This window comes from Photobacterium proteolyticum, from assembly GCF_001939735.1.
In the GTDB taxonomy this organism is placed as follows: domain Bacteria; phylum Pseudomonadota; class Gammaproteobacteria; order Enterobacterales; family Vibrionaceae; genus Photobacterium; species Photobacterium proteolyticum.
Window position 1 is genome coordinate 106,739 of the sequence record NZ_MJIL01000069.1, and the last position, 20,707, is coordinate 127,445.

Genomic DNA, 20,707 nt, shown 5'->3' on the forward strand with positions numbered 1-20,707 from the left:
AAAAGTGGGAGGAGCATTCTTTGTTCTCTCCTCTTTTTAGGGGAGGGCTAGGGGTAAGTAAAACAGCCTACACCCTCGGCAGCACGTCGTAGTGCATGTTCGGCCATACCACCATTGGCTTGGCCACTTCTGCGGCCTTCTCCTTGCCTGCCAGACGAACGACAATTTCCAGGGCGAACTCCTGCGAGGTGCCCGGCCCTTGGCTGGTCAGCAGGTTGCCGTTGACATCAAAGACGACACGCTTGGTACGGCGACGATCTTCCGGGATCTGCTCCATGAAGGCCGGGTGCGCCGTCATAATAGCCTTCGGATACATTTGATGGTGCTCAAGCACTACGGCCGGTGAGGCACAAATCGCTGCCACCAGTTTGCCGTCATATTTATGCTGGTTGACGAACTCGATCAGTAACGGGCTGTCGCGGAAGCACTCTGCACCGCCAAGGCCACCGGGCAGGACAACACAGTCAAAAGGGTCGTCGGCAATCGACACCAGCGCGACATCAGCCACCAGCTTGATCCCGCGTGAGCCCTCGACGATTAATGCGCCGTCAGAGGCTGCGCTGGCTGTGGTGACCTCAAAGCCGGCTCGGATCAGGATATCGATAGTGTTGATCGCTTCCATTTCTTCGGTGCCAGGGGCGATACAGACCGCCACTTTGATTGGACGTTGCTGAGCGTCATTGGTCATTATTGTGTTGCTCCAGTTGTTTAATTTGTTGCCATAGCCGGGTATTGACCGGAACGGTGATCCCGTGTGCTTTAGCCCGGACAATCAGATAGCCAGTAATATAGTCGATTTCAGTGGGTCTATGCTGGCAAATATCTTGATTCATAGAAGAAAAGTTCTGGCTGGTGGCTTTAATCACCTTGTCGGCCAGTTGCTTCAGCTCATCGCTGTTTATTGGATAGCCCTCAGCGGTCATAACCTGGGCGACTTCGTGGCAGATATCTGTGAGCTGCTGGCTGTAGTTTTGATTGGCCAGTTCACCGTTACGGCACTGGTGAATCGCTGTCAGTGGGTTGATGGCACAGTTGATAGCCAGTTTTTGCCACAGCGGGTAGGCGATATCATCATGCCACTGACAGGGGGGAAGGGCATAGTCCAGTTCATCAGCCAGCGCTTTATGCTTTTTGCCTGTCGTGTTCAGGGCGCCTAGCCAGGTTTGCCCGATGCCGGTATGACTGACCTGCTGCTCATCGGGGCGAAAAGCTGCCTGCGCCGTAGTGGCGTAGAGTAACGGGTTTTTCGGTAACAGTTTACGGGCTATGTCCTGACTTCCCATCCCGTTGTGCATAATAATGACCGGTGTTTCCGGTCTTAGGTGACGGCGGATGTCCTTAAGAGCCTGCGTGACCTGAAACGCTTTGACGATGACGAGAATGCAGTCCGCATCGGTTAGCACAGGGGGCTGGTTAGCTGAAAAGTGGCAGATTGTCGACTTATCATTGGCCGCTAACGGATTGAGCTGCACTGTCAGGCTCGGGGCGTTATCCCGGGTCCAAAAATGAACATCGTGCTGCAGCGATAGTTTGCATCCCCATAAACGGCCGACGGCACCGGCACCGACAACGGTTAATTTCACCTGAACCCTCCTTTTTGTGTTTATTTCAATTGGCGCCAGTATTTTAACGTTACTTATACTGAGAGCTATACGAGGAAAGCAGGATAGCATTTTCTGCTGGAGAGGGAGAACAGGCAAAAGAAGGCGCATTCATATTGCTATGGATGCGCCACTGAAAGCCAGAAAAGAGTAGAATCCGTCTGGTCAGAATTTGTAGTTGATCGAGAAGTAGTGACCCCAGCCTGTGGTGTCGCCGGCAAAACCACCGTCTTTGAACAGCGCCATATTGTGGTAGTACTTAGCACCATAGCCAAAAGCCCACTGCGGGGTGTGATAGTAAATACCGTTGAACCATTCAACCGCTGTTGTTGTCCGGTTGACATCATCTGATATCTTCGAGGCACCGAATTTATAATCCAGGTACCCCTGATAGGTGATGAAATCGCCGCTGCTGAGGGTATACCAAGGCTTGAACCAGTTGGTGGAAATCATGTAGCCATCCCACTCACTTTCGTTGTCTGCCCCGAAATTTTCTCGGACATAGCGGGCATAGGTATTGAGCCCCATTTTCCCGAACCAGGGAACCTCAACATCCGAACCTATTCCAATGTAGTGTTCGAACAGGGCATTATCACCCACATTGGTAACTGTAGAAATATAGAGTTCCTGAACCGGCCCGAAGGAAAGATCCTTGCCCGTTAGTGCATCTAATGACGCTCTTGGTGCAAACTTGAAGAAGAAGTTATCTGCAAAGTCATTGCTGCCTTCAGGCTTGTTTCGGTCCGAGTTACTGGAGTTAAGCACATCGAAGACGTCCAGATACCCGTAGAGATCCAGCCAACCGGAACGGCCGCCAAACTCCATCTCGAAGTAGGTATCATCCTGGAACCCGAAAGGGATACGGTTGTTGATACTTTGCATCAGGTTTAAAGTGAACCACTTATAGTCATTTTTTCTGATGTCGTCGGAATAGTCGACGGCGAAGCTCGCACCGGAAAGAGCGAGGGCGGAACTGATACTAAGAGCTGCCAGAGTTTTATACATGATGACTTCCCGCTAACCATTTGCCATTGCTTGTTGTTCTTCTCGTCAGTTTGCTTTTCTAGGTTATAGCCACAGTCTGGAAAGGCATGACAAGAAGTATGCCGTGAGCGTGTTGTAGGAGTGAAAATATACTTCGCGCTCATACAGCAAAGGCTAGCGCATATTCTCAGCGCTGTGCTTCTGTCTTATTACTAAGTCGTATTTCTCAGTTGTAGGGAAAGAAGTCGGGAAAAATATGGAAGAAAATGAACTAGAAAGCCGGGGTGTCTCGTAAGTAATTTCAATCTTATTTTCGAGATATATACGTCGTAAATAACAAAAAGGCGCCCAAGGCGCCTTTCATCTCGCTATGTACAAATTAACTTAGAACTTGTAGGTAACAGCAATGTAGTGGCCAACGCCAGATGTTTTACCTGCAAAGCCACCATCTTTCAAACCGTAGATATCTTTGTATGCTTTCAGGCCGTAACCTACAGCGTAGCGCTCAGAGTGCCAGTACAGGCCGTTGAACATAGCGCCGCCGTTTGAAGTTGTTAGGCCTGGAACATCATTGTTCAAACCGAATTGGTAATCGATGTAACCCTGGTAAGACAGGAAGCTGCCGTTGTCGAAGAAGTGGAATGGTTTGAACCAGTTGGTAGAAACTTGATAACCGTTCCAGTCTTTGTTGTTGATGTCGTATAGGGCATATGCGTTCAGGCCAATTTTACCTAGCCATGGCACTTCTACGTCAGAACCCAGACCAACGAATGCTTGGTTTACGCCGTTTGCCTGATATTGAAGCTTGCCATTTTCATCAAGCTTTGGCGTACCATCGTTGTTCATCTGGATGCCAGTGTTACCGGCATTACCTGACCACTGGAATAGACCAGCTATGTAAAGTTCTTTAACAGGGCCGAAAGACAGGTCTTTGCCAGTTACCGCATCAAGAGACATACGAGGTGCGAACTTCATGAAGATTTTTTCTGCACCGTTTTTGTCGCTGCTGCTGTCGTTGGTTAGATTGAATACATCAACGTAACCGTATAGGTCGAAGATACCAGAGCGGCCGCCGAATTCCATTTCCAGGTAGTCGTGGCTTGATTCGCCTGGTAGCTCGTCAAAAGCATACATCAGGTTGAACTGAGACCAGCTGTAGTCATTCTTGTGGATGTCGTCAGAGTAATCTGCTGCATTAACTGCGGCAGGTAGAGCTGTTGCAGCTAGAACGCTAAGTGCTACTAGTGATTTACGCATGGTGAAGCCTCGCTAATTGTGTTTTATCTTTCGGACTTATTTATACGTTGTCCGTATTTATGGCGGTGATTCTATTGTTTTATGTCACTCTTGTGAATGTAACGATTGCGCAATCCTTTCCCAAACGTGACCGGGATCCTTTGTAATCGATTGCAAATGATGGTAATGGTGATCTCGATCGTTGTTTTTAGTGCTTTAAATGAAATTTTTCTGAACTAAATGATAAAGCGCTTATCTAACCGCTGTTTTGAGGGGGGGACCGGCAGAGAAAAGTGAGATGAATGAAGGGCGGAAGTATTCTTCATCAACAGAATACTTCCGGTTGGAGATGATGCTTAATGATGCTGTGAAATTGGTTGCTCAGCCAGCTTCAGAGCTGGCTTCCGAGGAGGAGCTCGAGGTCTTGTCTACAGCGTAGATCAGTAGCAAAACCGGCAAGCCGATCAGCGCGGTTGTTAAGAAGAAAATGTTATATCCGAAAGTATCGACATAAAGGCCTGAAAAACCAGCAATAAACTTAGGGAATAAGAGCATAATTGAGCTAAATAGTGCATATTGCGTGGCTGAAAAGGCCACATTGGTCAGGCTTGACATATAGGTAATGAAAGCCGCTGTTGCAATACCAGCGCTCAGGTTGTCAACTGATATCACCAGCGTCAGCATAGGCAGGCTGTTTCCCATATAGGTAAACACCATGAACAGAATATTGGTGCCGGCGGAAAGTATGGCCCCCAACGCCAGAATACCAAGTGTCTTGAATCGGCTGACAAGAATGCCGCCCAGCCCGGCGCCAAGCAAGGTCATGATCACGCCGTAGACTTTTGATACCGAAGCAACTTCTGTTTTGGTAAAGCCCATATCGACATAGAAAGCGTTGGCCATCACCCCCATGACAACATCTGAAATCCGGTAGCAGCCAATCAGTACCAGAATGAGCAGGGCATCACGGCCATACCGGGAGAAAAAGTCTTTGAACGGCATGACGGCAGCAGTATAGAACCAGGCGATGATTCTGGCCAGTTGCGGCATCATACCGTTGTCTGTGAGCTGATGGCGGAATTCTCGTTCTACATTGTCAATTTCCGAGTTGTCGATGTTGGGCTCGTGGATACAAAGTGCCGTGATCAAGCCGACAAGCATGAGTGATGCCATGATGAAGTAGGCTTGCTTCCAGCCATTGGCATCATAGCCACTGTCGGATCCAAGCCAAGCTGCAAAAGCGAGGGCTCCTGCACCGGCCATGATCATAGCCAACCGGTAGCCTGTCATATAGGCAGCGGCAAGGGCAGCCTGGAGGCGTTCTGTGGCTAACTCGATACGGTAGGCATCAATGACGATATCCTGCGAGGCCGATGAAAAGGCAACAATGACGGCAAAAACAGCCAACTGTACCAAATCGACCTGCGGGTTACTAAAGGCCATACCGCATAGCGAGACGATGATTAAGAGCTGGGAAAATACCATCCAGCCGCGGCGGCGGCCTAATAGCCGCGAGAGTACAGGAACGGGAAAACGGTCAATCAGGGGAGACCAGATCCACTTAAAGCCATAGGCCAAAGCGACCCAGCTAAAAAAGCCGATATCGGTTCGACTAACTTCTGCTTCCCGGAGCCAGAATGACAAGGTGCCGAAAACCAGCAACAGAGGCAGGCCGGAAGAAAAGCCCAGTGCCAGCATGATCAGCACTTTCTTTTCGAAATAGACGCGCCAGCCTAGTTTGTTTTCCTTGATAGATTGTTCCATTACTTCCCCTGAATCATCGCAATGTTGCCGTTTTCCCTCGATTATAAATCTAAGCTACTGGGAACTTCAGTAAAATGACAGTAAAAGATTGAGGGGTGAAATCCCAGAGTTAAGGAGAGGGGGAAGAGTTGGCTCTTGTTCCCTCCCTTTTTGAAGGGGAGGGCTAGGGTGGGGGGCTGCGGAATTCTGTTCCTTATTACGGCCTAATCCCTTGCATTTTTTTCTGGTGTTCGCCCAACCCGAGCAAAAACTGGGCCGTCGTTGTCACTTTAAACTGAATGAAGTTGTTACCCAGTAATTCGTGCTCTTCCAGTGACTCAAGCAGGTGGAGCAAGTACCAATAGGCCGATTCATAACTGTCGGCTGGCGTTCCCGATGCGACTGAGAGCTTCCACCAATCACGGAGATGTTCAGAACAGGTTTTACTCATGGAGTCGTAGCTGACATCGCCACTCAATGTACCTAAGGCGCTTAATGCCAGGGCGGGGGCGTAGTCAGCGATATGCTGATTGACCAATTCAGAAGACACATCTGGCCGGGATGAGATCAGTGTTAGCATAGCAGTCACCTGGTCGTAGGCTAACGGCCAGGTGACGTTAGCCTACTCTTTGATAATAGTAATAGCTTTAATAACTATAGGCTGCTGCGGGACATCTTTCATACCCATAGATCGGATAGTTGTAGTAGGAATTTCAGCCATTTTTTCAATAACTGAGAAGCCCTTCACAACTTTGCCGAATACGGCATAACCAGGACGGCTGCCCTGAGCGTCCAAAAACGAGTTGTTCTGGTAGTTGATATAGAACTGGCGAGTTGCCGAGTCAGGATCTTGAGTGCGTGCCATTGCAATGGTTGCGCGGGCATTGCTCAGGCCGTTGGTTGACTCGTTTTTGATCGGCGGATAGGTTGGCCGGCGCTGCAAATCTTTGTCAAAGCCACCGCCCTGGGCCATAAAGCCCGGGATCACGCGGTGAAAAATGGTACCGACGTAGCTACCGTCTTCGACGTAGCGCAGAAAGTTCTGGCTCGATAGCGGGGCTTTTTTCTCATCCAGTTGAATGGTGAGTTCGCCAAGGTTCGTCGTCATCAATACTTGCGTGGCACTGACGGGCAACGCAAAGCTCAATAGCAAAGCGACAAGGTAGCGACGCATTACAGGTTCTCCTGCATGTAGTTGTTCAGTTCAGGATCTGAATGGATGTCTTTTAGTACTGCTGTGATCAGGCTGTTCATTGCTTCTTCCATATCTCCCATTGACGCACTCATCGCACCGTTACGTTCGGACTTGCCGGAGTAGCGCTTGACGAACTTGCCGGTCGGGGACTCGATAACCAACTGAAGCTGAAGTTTGCTGTTAAGCTCATGGCTCATCATGCTGTGCTTGACGTTGATCATTGCTTCAAGGATGTCCAGGCGCATGGTTCCCTGACTATCTTGCGTAATGGCGTAACCTTGTGATCTCAGCTGGCGAGACAGGGCTTGTTCTAGCGTGACGCGTAAGTTTTGTGTCGCGTGCAGAGGCTGAACGTTCTGGCGGCCGCTGTCGACAACCGCTATAAACTGAGCCGTTCTCAGGTCGCGGCTTTCCAGACTCAGGGACTTACCCTGGGCGTTAGCCTGGGTACTAACAACTGGCGTCGGCGCAATGGTTAGCTGTGGTTCAGATGGTGCCGTACAGGCAGTAAGTGCCAAGACAGTGGCGGCAACAAAGAGCTTCTTCATATTTATTTCTATCCTTAACAAAAGCTGTTGTGAGCAGACAACGGCTCAATAGTAAAACATTGGGTTATTTTCCTGAACGGTAAACCACAAACTTATTATTCTGGGCGATGACCGACACATTACCAAATAAGCGTCTAAGTTTCCCATCGTAGCCCAGGTGGCGGTTACCAATGACAATTAACTGGCCTTTAGCTCTGAGAACTTGCTTTGAGTCACAAAACATTTGCCAGGCAATATGATCGGTGATGGCGGTTTGCTGGTGGAACGGTGGGTTGCATAGAATGAGATCGGCACTGTCGTGCTCAAGCCCATCCAGGCAGTTGGTCACTTTGGCTGTCAGCTGATCCGGTGCGTGCAGGTTAAGTTTCGCGTTGGCCTGGCATGAGGCGACAGCCATATAGCTTTCGTCGACACAGGTGACGGATGCATGGGGATTCAGCCGAGCGGCTTTAAGGCCGATAACACCGTTGCCGCAACCTAGATCGATAATGTCGCGATATTTGTCGTTTTGCGGGATATGTTCCAGCAGCAGGCGGGCGCCAATATCCAGGCTGTCACTAGAGAAGACATTGGCATGGTTGGTGATTGTCAGTTCATGCTCAGGAACTTCCCACTGCTGCGGAGCCGGAAGTGGTTTCGCCATCACCGGCTTAGGCCGGCAGAAAATCAGGCGGGCTTTTTTGACCGCCAGGGATGTTTTGGTTTCACCCAGATGCTTCTCAAACAGCTTCAGCGTCGAGGTATGGATATCTTTGGCCTTTGCAGCACCTATGACAGTACAGTCCTCTGGTAACAGGTTACAAAGCTGCTGTAGCTGCCAGGTAAGCAGGCGATTGTTTTTTGGCAGCTTAATTAACACCAGCTGCGGATTTTCCGGTAGTTCAGCCAGGCAGTCGACGATATTGACATGCGGTAGCTGGTTGGCATCGAGATTGGCGAGGCAGCCTTGCCGGGCGATAAACGAGTCAGTGACGCTGGTGACGCAGCCTTTGTGAGTGAACCAGCAGCTTAGCGCACCGAAACTGTCATTCATGATGAGAATTGGTCGCTGAGGATCCAGGGCCATCTCCTGGGTATGGTTGATGAGATATTCATCCGCGGCATCCCATGCTTGCAGGGTTTCGTTTTTTCTTACAGGGTAGCGCTTGAGTGTCAGCGTACGCTCGTGCAGGGTTAGCTCTGGTTTCATTACCGGTTACTTTAGGGTATGTTTACAGTGAATTGAGTTGTCCATTTTCGCAGAACATGCCTGCGCTGCAAACTAAAACCCGGCTTTTGGGACTGATTAATTACGGTCGTTACCTGACTAGCGGATATTTAAAGTAAAAGCGGCTAGTTGTTTCGTGGCGGTTTAGTGGCTATCGCATGGCGATAAAGGTGAGAGTAATGATCCAGGAACGTATAGAAGAAAAACTGCAGCAAGTCTTTGAGCCTTTGCATCTCGAAGTGGTTAACGAGAGTAACATGCATAATGTTCCGCCAGGATCGGAAAGCCATTTTAAGGTGGTGGTCGTGAGCAAGCAGTTTGATGGTGTTCGCCTGATTGGCCGTCATCGTGCTGTCAATTCTGCGCTTGCCGAAGAGTTGGCCCACAGTATCCATGCCCTGGCGATTCACACCTATACCGAAAGTGAATGGCAGAGCCTGGTTGACGGCGCGCCTGCGTCACCGGCTTGCGGAGGCGGCTCAAAACTGGGAGACTGAGTGACCTGATTAGCTCCGAACTGATTGATAAACCGCACTTTGCTGCGGTTTTTTTAGTTATAAACTTTGAATCTGCAGGCATCATTATCTTGATTATTCGCGTATTATTGCATTTACCTTCATTGGAGATGCGGAGCCTGCCTTTTGGTGATTGCCGAGATAGGCAGCTGTCAGCGATGGTGAGCTGACTATACTGTTAAGAACTTGAACCTCTGTGACTTTTGCAGCGGCCGTTCAGATAGTAGAAGGGAATTCAATGATACAACGTAGTCGTAAAATCGTAATCGGATTAGTGCTTGCTATGGGGTTGGCCGGCTGTGGTGAGCAGGGCAGCGATAAGAAAGACCAACAGGTCAAGGCCGTGGAATGGAAACTGGTTACCTCGTGGCCAAAAGGGTTTCCGGGCCTGGGATTGGCTCCCGAGCGGTTTGCCGATAAAGTCAATGCGCTCAGTGGTGGCCGGCTGATCATAAAGGTATACGGCGCCGGTGAACTGGTTCCCAGTTTCGATGTGTTCAATGCGGTGTCGAAAGGAACGGCTCAGATGGGGCATTCGGCAGCCTTCTATTGGCAGGATAAAATTCCAGCAGCATCGTTTTTTTCTGCGACTCCTTTTGGTATGACGGCTCAGGAAATGAATGCCTGGCTGCACTATGGCGGTGGCCTTGAACTCTGGCAGGAGCTCTATGAGCCCTATGGCGTTATTCCTATGGCCGGAGGAAATACCGGGGCTCAAATGGGCGGCTGGTTTAATAAAGAAATTAATACCCTCGCTGATCTTAAAGGGCTGAAGATGCGACTGCCCGGGTTTGCGGCAGATGTGCTTAAGCGGGCGGGGGGTATTCCGGTCAGCTTGCCTGGCGGTGAGTTGTTTACGGCACTTGAGACCGGTGCGATAGATGCCACCGAGTGGGTTGGTCCCTATAATGATTTGGCATTTGGTTTACATAATGCTGCGAGGTACTACTATTATCCGGGGTGGCAAGAGCCGAGTACGACACTGGAGTTCTTGGTTAATAAAAATGCATACCAAGCCTTACCTGATGATTTAAAACAGATTATTGAAGTGGCTGCACGCGCCATTAACCAGGATATGCTTGATGAGTATATGGTAAAGAACGTGCAGGCGCTGGATGTGCTGGTCAATGAGCACGGTGTTGAGATCAGGCTTTTTCCCAAAGAGGTGCTGGCTGAGCTGAAATTATTGACACAGCAATTGATGAATGAAAATAGTGCCAGTGATCCGGACTTAGGTCGGATCTATGCGTCATATAGCCAGTTTCTAGCGGATATCCGTCAATATGGTCGGGTGTCAGATAATGCTGATGTGAATATTGATTAACAAAATATGACAAAAAATAAACAACTTAAATGGGGCTTTGTTGCCCCATTATTATGACTGTTTCATTGGCATTGATTTTTTGTTAACGCAGTATTTCAAGTGAGAATGTTTTGATAAATCAGCTTACTTCTCACATTTGTGCGTTGGCTCAAACTTATAACCGAATAACCCTATTGCGTTTGAAATGTTCACGGATTTTCACCTCGTTTAGCGTGGTTTGGCATAGTAAAAACACGTGGATTAATGCTAGAATCGCGGCCTCAAAATTACTCGGCACAAATTATGTGACAAGTAAGTTAATAGGATGTTGCGGTGTCGGTGTTGGTTTAAAACCGGCTTCGGACGAAGGAAAGTCGTGTCTTAATTGCGCAATAGAAAATTCTTTTTCCCGTTAATGTAGTGCAAGTGCGTATGATTACAATAAAAAAGGGCTTGGATATCCCAATTTCAGGGACTCCTGCCCAGGCGATAAATGATGGTAAGACCATCACACGAGTCGCCTTGCTTGGCGAAGAATATGTTGGTATGCGTCCTACAATGCATATCCGCGTAGGGGATGTAGTGAAAAAAGGCCAGGTTCTTTTTGAAGACAAGAAGAACCCTGGCGTTAAGTTCACTGCACCAGCCAGCGGCAAGGTTGCAGAAATTAACCGTGGTGCGAAGCGTGTTCTACAGTCTGTAGTGATCGATGTAGAAGGCGACGAGCAAGTAACATTCAACTGCTACGATGCAGCTCAGCTGGCTCAGCTAGAGCGCAGCAAAGTTGTCGAGCAGCTTGTTGAGTCAGGTATGTGGACGGCTCTGCGTACACGTCCTTTCAGCAAGGTGCCAGCGGTAGATGCAGAAACTCAGGCTATCTTTGTTACCGCTATTGATACCAATCCTCTGGCTGCCAGCCCGGAAGTTATCATCAATGAACAAAGCGATGCTTTTGTAGCCGGTCTGACGCTTCTGTCTCGTCTGACTAGCGACAAGGTGATGGTTTGTAAATCTGGTGCTAGCCTGCCTCGTTCGAATGAAGCCAATATCGAAGAGCATGTATTCAACGGTCCACACCCTGCTGGCCTTGTTGGTACCCATATCCACACGCTATTTGGTGCAAACCTGGAGAACGTGGCATGGCACATCAACTACCAGGATGTGATTGCATTCGGTAAGCTGTTCCTGACTGGTGAGCTATACACTGATCGCGTTGTTTCTCTTGCCGGTCCTGTTGTAAACAGCCCTCGTCTGGTCCGTACCCAAATTGGTGCGGCTATCGATCAGATCACCGACGCCGAGCTAATGCCAGGTGAGTTGCGTGTGCTTTCAGGCTCAGTACTGAATGGTCTGCATGCGATTGGTGCTCATGCCTACCTTGGCCGTTACCACCTGCAGGTCACTGCACTTCGTGAAGGTCGCGAGAAAGAGCTTCTTGGCTGGATTGCACCAGGTAAGAACAAGTTCTCTGTGACTCGCTCGTTCCTTAGCCAGTTCTTCCCTGGCCAGTTGTTCAATATGACAACGTCGACGAATGGTAGTGAGCGTTCAATGGTGCCAATCGGTAACTACGAGCGAGTAATGCCGCTTGATATTGAACCGACATTGCTACTTCGTGACCTGTGTGCAGGTGATGTTGACAGTGCACAGCAGCTAGGTGCACTAGAGCTTGACGAAGAAGATCTGGCTCTATGTACATTCGTATGCCCGGGTAAGTATGAGTTCGGCCCACTTCTACGTGAGTGCCTGGATACAATTGAGAAGGAAGGGTAATTCATGAGCCTCAAGAATTTCCTAGAGCAAATTGAACATCACTTCGAGCCGGGTGGTAAACATGAGAAGTGGTTTGCGCTTTATGAAGCGTTTGCCACTCTGATGTATACACCGGGTCAGGTGACGCGTTCTGGCTCACACGTTCGTGATAGCATCGATTTGAAGCGTATCATGATCATGGTGTGGTTTGCCGTTTTCCCAGCCATGTTCTGGGGTATGTACAACACCGGCCATCAGGCTGTTGTTGCACTTAACCACATGTACGCCGGTGAGCAGCTGGCTGCGATTATCGCAGGCGACTGGCACTACTGGCTGACAGAGATGCTAGGCGGCACCTTGTCGGCAGACGCTGGCTGGGGTAGCAAAATGCTACTGGGTGCGACTTTCTTCCTGCCTATCTACGCGGTTGTTTTTGCCGTAGGTGGTTTCTGGGAAGTGCTTTTCTGTATGGTGCGCAAGCACGAAGTTAACGAAGGCTTCTTTGTTACTTCTATCCTGTTCGCACTTATCGTTCCGCCAACACTACCACTTTGGCAGGCAGCACTGGGTATTACCTTCGGTGTTGTTGTGGCGAAAGAAATCTTCGGTGGTACAGGCCGTAACTTCCTGAACCCTGCACTTGCAGGTCGTGCCTTCCTATTCTTCGCCTACCCGGCTCAGATCTCTGGTGATCTGGTTTGGACTGCGGCAGATGGCTTCTCGGGTGCAACGGCACTGAGCCAGTGGGCGAACGGTGGCCAGGCTGGTGTGATCAACACGGTGACTGGCGAAGCAATCAGCTGGATGGATGCGTTTATCGGTAACATCCCGGGTTCAATCGGTGAAGTGTCGACGCTGGCTATCATCCTTGGTGGTGCAATGATCGTGTTCATGGGCATCGCTTCATGGCGCATCATCGCAGGTACCATGATTGGTATGATTGCGACGGCGACTCTGTTCAACATCATTGGTTCTGACACGAATGCAATGTTCAGCATGCCTTGGCACTGGCACCTGGTTCTGGGTGGTTTTGCATTCGGTATGATGTTCATGGCAACCGATCCTGTGTCTGCGGCATTTACCAACAAAGGTAAGTGGTGGTACGGCGCACTCATCGGTGTTATGGCGGTGCTGGTACGTGTAGTTAACCCGGCGTACCCAGAGGGTATGATGCTGGCGATTCTATTCGCTAACCTATTCGCACCTCTATTTGACAATCTAGTGGTTCAGGGCAACATCAAACGGAGACTAGCTCGTCATGTCAAGTAATAACGATAGCATTAAGAAAACGCTGATTGTTGTTATCGCATTGAGCTTAGTGTGCTCTATCGTGGTATCAACCGCAGCCGTTAGCCTGCGTCCGCTTCAGCAGAAAAATGCCGTACTGGATGTTCAGCGCAATATCCTTTCAGTTGCTGGCCTGCTTGAAGAAGGCACTAACGTAACCGAAGCTTACCATCAGTTCATCGAACCAAAGCTGGTTAACCTTGAAACCGGTGAGTTTGTCGAGCAATCTGAAGCTGGCGTCGCACCTGCTGAATACAAGCAGCGTGCCGCGGCTAAAGATCCTAGCCAGTCTATCAAGCTGTCTGGTGATCAGGACAAGGCAAAAATCATTCGCCGCGCGAATATTGCCACGATTTACCTGGTTAAAGATGCAAGCGACAACACTGAAAAACTGATCCTGCCTGTTCACGGTAACGGTCTGTGGTCAATGATGTACGCGTTTGTTGCAGTCGAGACAGACGGCAACACCGTATCGGGTATTACTTACTACGAGCAGGGAGAAACTCCTGGGCTGGGTGGTGAAGTAGAAAACCCGAACTGGCGTGCTCAGTTTGTTGGCAAGAAGCTGTTTGATGAGAACAACAAGCCAGCAATTCGTGTTGTCAAAGGTGGCGCTCCTGCCGGCGATCTATACGGTGTAGATGGTCTGTCTGGTGCAACCTTGACAGGTAATGGTGTACAGAACACCTTCGACTTCTGGCTGGGTGACATGGGCTTTGGTCCATTCCTGACTAAGGTTCGTGAGGGAGGCCTAAACAATGGCTGATGCTAAAGAAATGAAAAAGATTCTGTTAGCGCCGGTTGTTGACAACAACCCAATCGCGCTTCAGGTTCTTGGTGTTTGTTCTGCTCTGGCAGTAACAACCAAACTAGAAACAGCGTTTGTTATGACGCTGGCGGTAATTTTCGTTACGGCGTTTTCTAACTTTTTCGTATCACTGATCCGTAACCACATTCCTAACAGTGTGCGTATCATTGCCCAGATGGCAATCATCGCTTCACTGGTAATCGTGGTTGACCAGGTACTGAAAGCCTTTGTTTACGACATCTCCAAGCAGCTGTCTGTATTCGTTGGTCTGATCATTACCAACTGTATCGTAATGGGTCGTGCAGAAGCGTATGCGATGAAGTCTGCGCCGCTGCCATCTCTTATCGACGGTATTGGTAACGGCCTGGGTTACGGTTTCGTACTTATCACTGTTGGTTTCTTCCGTGAATTACTGGGTTCGGGCAAACTATTCGGTGTTCAGGTTCTACCGCTGATCTCTGAAGGTGGCTGGTACCAGCCAAACGGTATGATGCTGCTTGCACCATCAGCGTTCTTCCTGATCGGTTTCATGATCTGGGCTATTCGTATTTTCCGTCCAGAACAAGTAGAAGCGAAGGAGTAAGGGGACCATGGAACATTATCTAAGCCTTTTAGTTCGTTCGATCTTTATCGAGAACCTGGCACTTTCGTTCTTCCTGGGTATGTGTACATTCCTGGCCGTTTCCAAGAAGGTTAAAACGTCTTTCGGCCTGGGTGTTGCGGTTACCGTTGTACTGGCTATCGCCGTACCTGCGAACAACCTGATTTACAACCTGCTGTTGAAAGACGGTGCGATTGTTTCAGGCGTTGACCTGAGCTTCCTGAACTTTATTACCTTTATTGGTGTTATCGCGGCACTGGTACAGATCCTGGAAATGGTTCTGGACCGCTTCTTCCCGCCGCTATACAACGCACTGGGTATTTTCCTGCCGCTGATCACAGTTAACTGTGCCATCTTCGGTGGCGTATCTTTCATGGTACAGCGTGATTACAACTTTGCTGAATCTGTGGTTTACGGTGTTGGCTCCGGTATCGGCTGGTTGCTGGCAATCGTAGCTCTTGCGGGTATCCGCGAGAAGATGAAGTACTCTGACGTACCTCCTGGTCTGCGTGGCCTGGGTATTACATTCATCACCGTTGGTCTAATGGCGTTGGGCTTCATGTCCTTCTCCGGTGTTCAGCTGTAATCAGGAAAATAAGGAATAATCAATGGATATTATTCTTGGCGTAGTTATGTTCACCCTGATTATCCTGGCTCTAGTATTAGTGATCCTATTCGCTAAATCTAAGCTGGTACCATCAGGTGACATTACTATCTCAGTAAATGGTGATCCGGAAAAAGCAATTCAAACTGCTGCCGGTGACAAACTACTTAGCGCTCTTTCTGCAAATGGTATCTTTGTATCATCTGCCTGTGGTGGCGGTGGCTCATGTGGCCAGTGTCGTGTGAAAGTGAAATCGGGTGGCGGTGACATTCTGCCGACCGAACTTGACCACATCACTAAAGGTGAAGCACGTGAAGGCGAGCGTCTTGCTTGTCAGGTTAACGTGAAAACCGACATGGATATCGAGCTGCCAGAAGAGATCTTCGGTGTTAAGAAGTGGGAATGTACTGTTCTTTCTAACGACAACGAAGCGACCTTCATCAAAGAGCTTGTGCTGCAGATCCCAGAAGGCGAGGAAGTACCTTTCCGTGCTGGTGGTTATATTCAGATTGAAGCTGAACCGCATCACATTAAATACGCTGACTTCGATATTCCTGAGGAATACCGTGAAGATTGGGACAAGTTCAACCTGTTCCGCTACGAGTCAATCGTTAAAGAGCCATCAATCCGTGCTTACTCTATGGCGTCATACCCAGAAGAGAAAGGCCTGATTAAGCTTAACGTACGTATTGCAACGCCGCCGCCAAACAACCCTGACGTGCCACCGGGTGTGATGTCTTCATACATCTGGTCACTGAAAGCTGGCGACAAGTGTACTATTTCCGGTCCGTTCGGTGAGTTCTTCGCTAAAGAGACTGACAACGAGATGGTATTTATCGGTGGTGGTGCCGGTATGGCACCGATGCGTTCTCACATCTTTGACCAGCTGCTTCGTCTTAAGTCTAAGCGTAAGATGACATATTGGTACGGTGCCCGTTCTAAGCGTGAAATGTTCTACGTAGAAGATTTCGATACGCTGGCAGCGGACAACGAGAACTTCGAGTGGCATGTTGCCCTGTCTGATCCACTGCCAGAAGATAACTGGGATGGTTACACAGGCTTCATCCACAACGTGATCTACGAGAACTACCTGAAAGATCACGAAGCGCCTGAAGATTGTGAGTACTACATGTGTGGTCCACCAATGATGAATGCCGCCGTTATCGGCATGCTGAAAGATCTTGGTGTCGAAGACGAAAACATCCTGCTGGATGACTTCGGTGGCTAATAAGCTACACCGCTAGAAGAAATTGGCTGATCCGGTTTGGGTCAGCCTTTTTTCGTAAACAGTATAGAAAACGTTTTTTATTGTGGTCATAACAACGGCTGCGCCAGTCAGGTGAAGCGATGACCCTAATAAAAAGTGACCCGTTGAAATCGAGAGTTGTTGAATGAAGATGTTTCTACGCAAGGCAATAATGCTGTTTGTCTTTGCTGTCACCCTGTCGGCATGCAGTGATCAGCGTGAATTGATCCACTTAAATGGATCGACGATGGGAACCTATTACTCAATCAAATTGATCAAGCAAGAAGGGCTGCCAGATAGTAGCGTCATACAAGCAGAGATCGATCGCCGCCTCGAGCTGGTCAACGATCAAATGTCGACTTACCGCAAGCACTCTGAGCTTAGCCGGTTCAACCAGCATAAGAGCAATCAGCCGTTTGAAGTGTCTGCCGATACCGCCAAGGTTATTGCTGAGGCGATCCGTCTGGCCAACTTGACGGATGGTGCGCTTGATGTGACTGTCGGCCCGGTGGTTAATCTATGGAGCTTCGGGCCGGAAGCACGTCCGGAAAAAACGCCGACGGATGAAGAGTTGGCTGCACGCCGTGACATCGTTGGTATCGAGCATTTGTCGGTCGATGGCAATACGCTGACGAAAAAAATTCCTGAGCTGTATGTTGATCTGTCTTCGATTGCCAAAGGCTTTGGGGTGGACGTTGTTGCCGGTTACTTCGATGAGCTGAATGTTGTTGATTACATGGTTGAAATCGGCGGTGAGCTCACTATGCAGGGCAATAACGTTAAGGGCAAGCCTTGGCGTATTGCCATCGAGAAACCGACTGATGACGGTAGCCGAGCGGTACAGGAAATCATTGAACCGGGTGACATGGCTGTGGCAACATCGGGTGATTATCGCAATTACTTCGAGGAAGACGGCGTGCGTTATTCGCACCTGATCGATCCGAAGACTTGCAAGCCGATCACTAACCGGGTTGTATCGGTAACGGTTCTACACCCATCGAGCATGACTGCTGATGCGCTGGCAACAGCATTTTCTGTGATGGGAGAAGAAAAGTCACTGGAGCTGGCACAGCAAGAGAGTTTGCCGGTGTTGCTGGTTGTTAAAACCGAACAGGGCTACAAAGAGTATACCTCGGATGCCTTTGTTCCTTATTTGCAGAAGAAGTAGAGAGTTATCATGGTCGTATATTTAACCACGTTTGCCGTCTTCTTGCTGGTTATCGTAGCCATGGCTGTGGGCTACATTTTCCAGCGTAAAACGGTGAGCGGAAGCTGTGGTGGTCTTGATGGTATCGGGATTGCCAAAGAGTGTGATTGCCCGGAACCGTGTGACGCCCGTAAAAAGCGTGAAGCGCGTGAAGCAAGACATGCCGAATGGAAGAAAAATCAGATCATCTGATCAGCCTTCGTTCTGACGATTAGAAAAAGCCTGAGCATGCTCAGGTTTTTTTATGGCAGGCAAGACGGCAAACTAAATACTTTGGGCAACCTGTACTTGGTTCCGGCCACTTTGTTTTGCCCGGTAGAGATAGGCATCGGCAGCCTTGAGCAGATCGCTAAGGGACTGATTACCACTCACCGTGCCAATGCTGATTGTGACATTAAGTGATGAGCCCTGATAGATAATATTCAAGTCTTCGATGGTCTGCCGCAATGTCTCCAGCCGGCTGGTGAACAGCTCAAAGTTTCCGCAGCTCTGAATGCAGAATTCTTCGCCGCCAAAGCGCGCGACAATGTCATCGGGAAAATGTTGTTGCAGTTGCTGGCTGACCTGGACCAGCACTTCATCTCCGGCATCATGGCCGTATGTATCATTGACCTTTTTGAAAAAGTCGATATCCAGCATGGCGATATTGCGAAATTCGCAACGGTCTTGGCTGCAGCTTTGATTGAAGAAGTAACGCCGATTCCAAAGCCCGGTCAGTGCGTCCTGGTTCGCCATTCGGTATAGCTTGTCTGCGGTATCCTTCATACTCAGGATATGGTGAATGCGGCAGTAGAGTTCTTCCTGATTAAATGGTTTTTTAAGGAAATCATTGGCGCCTGCTTTGAGAAACAGGGCTGTCATCGCATCGTCGTTGCTGCCTGAAAGCCCGAGTATGGCAAGCTGGTTACGGCTATACTGCTGGCGGATTTCCCGGACCATAGTGATCCCGTCTTTTTCGGGCATGTCATGATCGGTGATGATCAGGCTGATATCAGGGTGTTGTTCCAGTTGCGCAATTGCCTCCTGGCCGTGACAGGCTTCTATGACCTCGAGGTTTTGTCGTCTTAGCAGGTTGACCAAATGGTGACGGACGGTGGCAGAATCTTCCACCACCATGGTTTTGTGCTGACTATTGGCCTCAAGTCGCTGCAATAGCGGAATGAGGTAAGCGACTGAAGCCGGACTGTCTTTCAGCAGGTAGTCGATAACCCCCTTGGACAGAACGGTATCGCGGATCTGCGTGCTGAATTGCGCTGTTAGCACAATGACCTTGAGGTTCTGGCTCAATACTAAATCAATGATTTCCCCGTCCTGACCATCCGGGAGGCAGTAGTCGAGTACAGTACAGAGAAAGTCCTTCTGCACTGAAAGGATCTCTCTGGCCTGAGCAATAGTTTCGGCAAATACGGGGTCAAAACCTGCCTGTGTTAGCTGGACGTTGAGGTAATTACGAAAGGCTCTGCTGTCTTCTACGACAAGGATTTTATATACCGACATTATTATTCCCTTACCCGATAGTGCAGGTCGTTACAGCTATCCTTGTGACTTTATTTATTGAGTAATAGCATTTTTACTCCCTCGGCGGCAACACAATATGCGCATAATTGTGCTGCGACGGGAGTAATCCGGACTGCTTGTCTCAGATTCTGGTAACTGTATAAAAAAACAGTGGTATAATGGATGTATCCAGCGTGAGAGATCTCAACACTGAAGCCGTTAATTTCAGAGAGCTATGCCGCAGCCAAGTGTCATACCCGCCCCCACTGCTACAGTGCAGCGTAAAATTATCCATGTCGACATGGATTGCTTTTTCGCAGCTGTTGAAATGCGTGATAACCCGGAGCTGAAGAACAAGCCGATAGCGATTGGCGGACGTTCAGAACAGCGTGGGGTGCTGAGTACCTGTAACTATCTTGCTCGCCAGTATGGGATCAGATCGGCTATGCCGACAGCTCAGGCGATGAAGCTGTGTCCGCACCTGACGCTTGTTGCCGGGCGGATGGGAGTATATCGCGAGGTATCAAAACAAATCCGGGCAATCTTTCAGCGCTACACTGATAAAATTGAGCCCCTTTCGTTGGATGAGGCTTACCTGGATGTTACCGACTGTGAGGTGATGCATGGTTCGGCGACACTGATTGCTCAGGACATCCGCCGGGCAATCCGGGAAGAGCTGGATCTGACGGCGTCGGCAGGCATCGCACCTGTTAAGTTCATTGCCAAGATAGCATCGGATCTGAACAAACCCGATGGCCAGTATGTAGTTACACCTGACGATATCCCCGGCTTTGTTGCCAACCTGAAGCTGGAGAAAATCCCGGGGGTCGGTAAGGTCACTATCCAGAAGCTACATGAAAAGGGGCTTTATATCGGCAGGGATGTCCAGGAGTATGATCGGCACTTGCTGCTTCAGCAGTTCGGCAAATTTGGCCAGTCTCTATGGTCCCGGGCGCACGGGGTCGATAATCGTGAAATTGTGGTTGAGCGCGAGCGCAAGTCGGTAGGTGTCGAACGGACCTTCTCGAAGAATATCATCAGCTATGAGCAGTGCTGGCAGGTTGTCGAGGCGTTGTATCCCGAGCTGGAAACACGTCTCAGGAAGGTGAGGCCGGAACTCAATATTGCCAAACAGGGGATTAAGGTCAAGTTTGCCGACTTTCAGCAAACGACGGTCGAGCACAGTCAGCCAAAGCTGGATAAGGCCCAGTTTGTCGGCCTGCTCAACGAAGCGTTGACCCGGCAGAAGGATAGGGAGATCAGGCTGATAGGGCTTAGTGTCGGGCTTGAACAAGGGCTCAGGGCACAGCAGCTCTCTTTTGAGGGGTTTTAGTGATAAAAAAGCGAGCCTCTATTGCTAGAGACTCGCCTTT

21 protein-coding genes are annotated in these 20,707 nt (G+C 49.4%); 11 read left to right on the top strand and 10 right to left on the bottom strand.

Features of this window, described 5'->3' with window-relative positions:
* Positions 1–67: 67 nt before the first annotated feature.
* From yajL to BIT28_RS11550, 9 genes are all read right to left on the bottom strand, one after another.
* Positions 68–688, bottom strand: coding sequence for a protein deglycase YajL (gene yajL, locus BIT28_RS11510; protein WP_075763728.1), 621 nt, complete (start codon positions 686–688; stop codon positions 68–70).
* Positions 678–1,583, bottom strand: a complete 906-nt coding sequence (gene panE, locus BIT28_RS11515) for a 2-dehydropantoate 2-reductase (RefSeq protein ID WP_075763730.1) — start codon at positions 1,581–1,583, stop codon at positions 678–680. The genes yajL and panE overlap by 11 nt, the downstream gene beginning before the upstream one ends.
* Before the next feature lie 183 nt (positions 1,584–1,766).
* A complete protein-coding gene (locus tag BIT28_RS11520) occupies positions 1,767–2,606 on the bottom strand; it encodes a nucleoside-specific channel-forming Tsx family protein (RefSeq protein WP_075763732.1) in 840 nt (279 codons plus the stop codon).
* Between the two features lie 363 nt (positions 2,607–2,969).
* Entirely contained in the window at positions 2,970–3,842 is an 873-nt protein-coding gene (locus BIT28_RS11525) for a nucleoside-specific channel-forming Tsx family protein (protein ID WP_075763734.1), read from the bottom strand.
* Between the two features lie 360 nt (positions 3,843–4,202).
* Positions 4,203–5,585, bottom strand: coding sequence for an AmpG family muropeptide MFS transporter (locus tag BIT28_RS11530; RefSeq protein ID WP_075763736.1), 1,383 nt, complete (start codon positions 5,583–5,585; stop codon positions 4,203–4,205).
* Between the two features lie 196 nt (positions 5,586–5,781).
* Positions 5,782–6,144 (bottom strand): hypothetical protein, encoded by a 363-nt coding sequence (locus BIT28_RS11535; RefSeq protein ID WP_075763738.1) that lies wholly within the window; start codon positions 6,142–6,144, stop codon positions 5,782–5,784.
* Positions 6,145–6,186: 42 nt separating this feature from the next.
* Positions 6,187–6,738 carry a peptidylprolyl isomerase gene (locus tag BIT28_RS11540; RefSeq protein WP_075763740.1) on the bottom strand — a complete coding sequence of 184 codons (552 nt, stop codon included), beginning with the start codon at positions 6,736–6,738 and terminating at the stop codon, positions 6,187–6,189.
* Positions 6,738–7,307 carry a YajG family lipoprotein gene (locus BIT28_RS11545; RefSeq protein WP_075763742.1) on the bottom strand — a complete coding sequence of 190 codons (570 nt, stop codon included), beginning with the start codon at positions 7,305–7,307 and terminating at the stop codon, positions 6,738–6,740. Before BIT28_RS11545 ends, BIT28_RS11540 begins: the two co-directional genes overlap by 1 nt.
* Before the next feature lie 64 nt (positions 7,308–7,371).
* Positions 7,372–8,496 (bottom strand): methyltransferase, encoded by a 1,125-nt coding sequence (locus tag BIT28_RS11550; RefSeq protein ID WP_075763744.1) that lies wholly within the window; start codon positions 8,494–8,496, stop codon positions 7,372–7,374.
* A 197-nt stretch (positions 8,497–8,693) separates the two neighbouring features.
* On the opposite strand from BIT28_RS11550, the gene bolA reads away from it, so the two are divergent.
* From bolA to nqrM, 10 genes are all read left to right on the top strand, one after another.
* The gene (gene bolA / locus BIT28_RS11555) at positions 8,694–9,011 is read left to right on the top strand and encodes a transcriptional regulator BolA (protein ID WP_075763746.1); all 318 of its coding nucleotides are present in this window, start codon (positions 8,694–8,696) and stop codon (positions 9,009–9,011) included.
* 256 nt (positions 9,012–9,267) lie between these two features.
* On the top strand, positions 9,268–10,353 hold the full coding sequence (locus BIT28_RS11560; protein ID WP_075763748.1) for a TRAP transporter substrate-binding protein: 1,086 nt from the start codon (positions 9,268–9,270) through the stop codon (positions 10,351–10,353).
* A gap of 411 nt (positions 10,354–10,764) precedes the next feature.
* Complete coding sequence (locus BIT28_RS11565) at positions 10,765–12,105, top strand: Na(+)-translocating NADH-quinone reductase subunit A (protein ID WP_075763750.1); 1,341 nt, start codon at positions 10,765–10,767, stop codon at positions 12,103–12,105.
* 3 nt (positions 12,106–12,108) lie between these two features.
* Positions 12,109–13,353, top strand: a complete 1,245-nt coding sequence (locus BIT28_RS11570) for an NADH:ubiquinone reductase (Na(+)-transporting) subunit B (RefSeq protein ID WP_075763752.1) — start codon at positions 12,109–12,111, stop codon at positions 13,351–13,353.
* Positions 13,343–14,137: a Na(+)-translocating NADH-quinone reductase subunit C gene (locus BIT28_RS11575; protein WP_075763754.1), complete on the top strand. Its 795-nt coding sequence runs from the start codon at positions 13,343–13,345 to the stop codon at positions 14,135–14,137. Before BIT28_RS11570 ends, BIT28_RS11575 begins: the two co-directional genes overlap by 11 nt.
* Positions 14,130–14,762, top strand: coding sequence for an NADH:ubiquinone reductase (Na(+)-transporting) subunit D (locus BIT28_RS11580; protein WP_075763756.1), 633 nt, complete (start codon positions 14,130–14,132; stop codon positions 14,760–14,762). The genes BIT28_RS11575 and BIT28_RS11580 overlap by 8 nt, the downstream gene beginning before the upstream one ends.
* A gap of 7 nt (positions 14,763–14,769) precedes the next feature.
* Complete coding sequence (gene nqrE, locus BIT28_RS11585; RefSeq protein ID WP_075763758.1) at positions 14,770–15,366, top strand: NADH:ubiquinone reductase (Na(+)-transporting) subunit E; 597 nt, start codon at positions 14,770–14,772, stop codon at positions 15,364–15,366.
* A gap of 22 nt (positions 15,367–15,388) precedes the next feature.
* On the top strand, positions 15,389–16,612 hold the full coding sequence (nqrF, locus tag BIT28_RS11590; RefSeq protein WP_075763760.1) for an NADH:ubiquinone reductase (Na(+)-transporting) subunit F: 1,224 nt from the start codon (positions 15,389–15,391) through the stop codon (positions 16,610–16,612).
* 190 nt (positions 16,613–16,802) lie between these two features.
* Positions 16,803–17,798 carry an FAD:protein FMN transferase gene (locus BIT28_RS11595; RefSeq protein WP_245823684.1) on the top strand — a complete coding sequence of 332 codons (996 nt, stop codon included), beginning with the start codon at positions 16,803–16,805 and terminating at the stop codon, positions 17,796–17,798.
* Between the two features lie 9 nt (positions 17,799–17,807).
* A complete protein-coding gene (gene nqrM, locus BIT28_RS11600) occupies positions 17,808–18,029 on the top strand; it encodes a (Na+)-NQR maturation NqrM (RefSeq protein WP_075763764.1) in 222 nt (73 codons plus the stop codon).
* 72 nt (positions 18,030–18,101) lie between these two features.
* Here nqrM and BIT28_RS11605 read toward each other — a convergent pair whose 3' ends face one another.
* Positions 18,102–19,334 (bottom strand): response regulator, encoded by a 1,233-nt coding sequence (locus tag BIT28_RS11605; protein ID WP_075763766.1) that lies wholly within the window; start codon positions 19,332–19,334, stop codon positions 18,102–18,104.
* A 235-nt stretch (positions 19,335–19,569) separates the two neighbouring features.
* Here BIT28_RS11605 and dinB point away from each other — a divergent pair, with 235 nt between their 5' ends.
* The gene (gene dinB / locus BIT28_RS11610) at positions 19,570–20,667 is read left to right on the top strand and encodes a DNA polymerase IV (RefSeq protein ID WP_075763778.1); all 1,098 of its coding nucleotides are present in this window, start codon (positions 19,570–19,572) and stop codon (positions 20,665–20,667) included.
* The last annotated feature ends 40 nt before the right edge of the window (positions 20,668–20,707 follow it).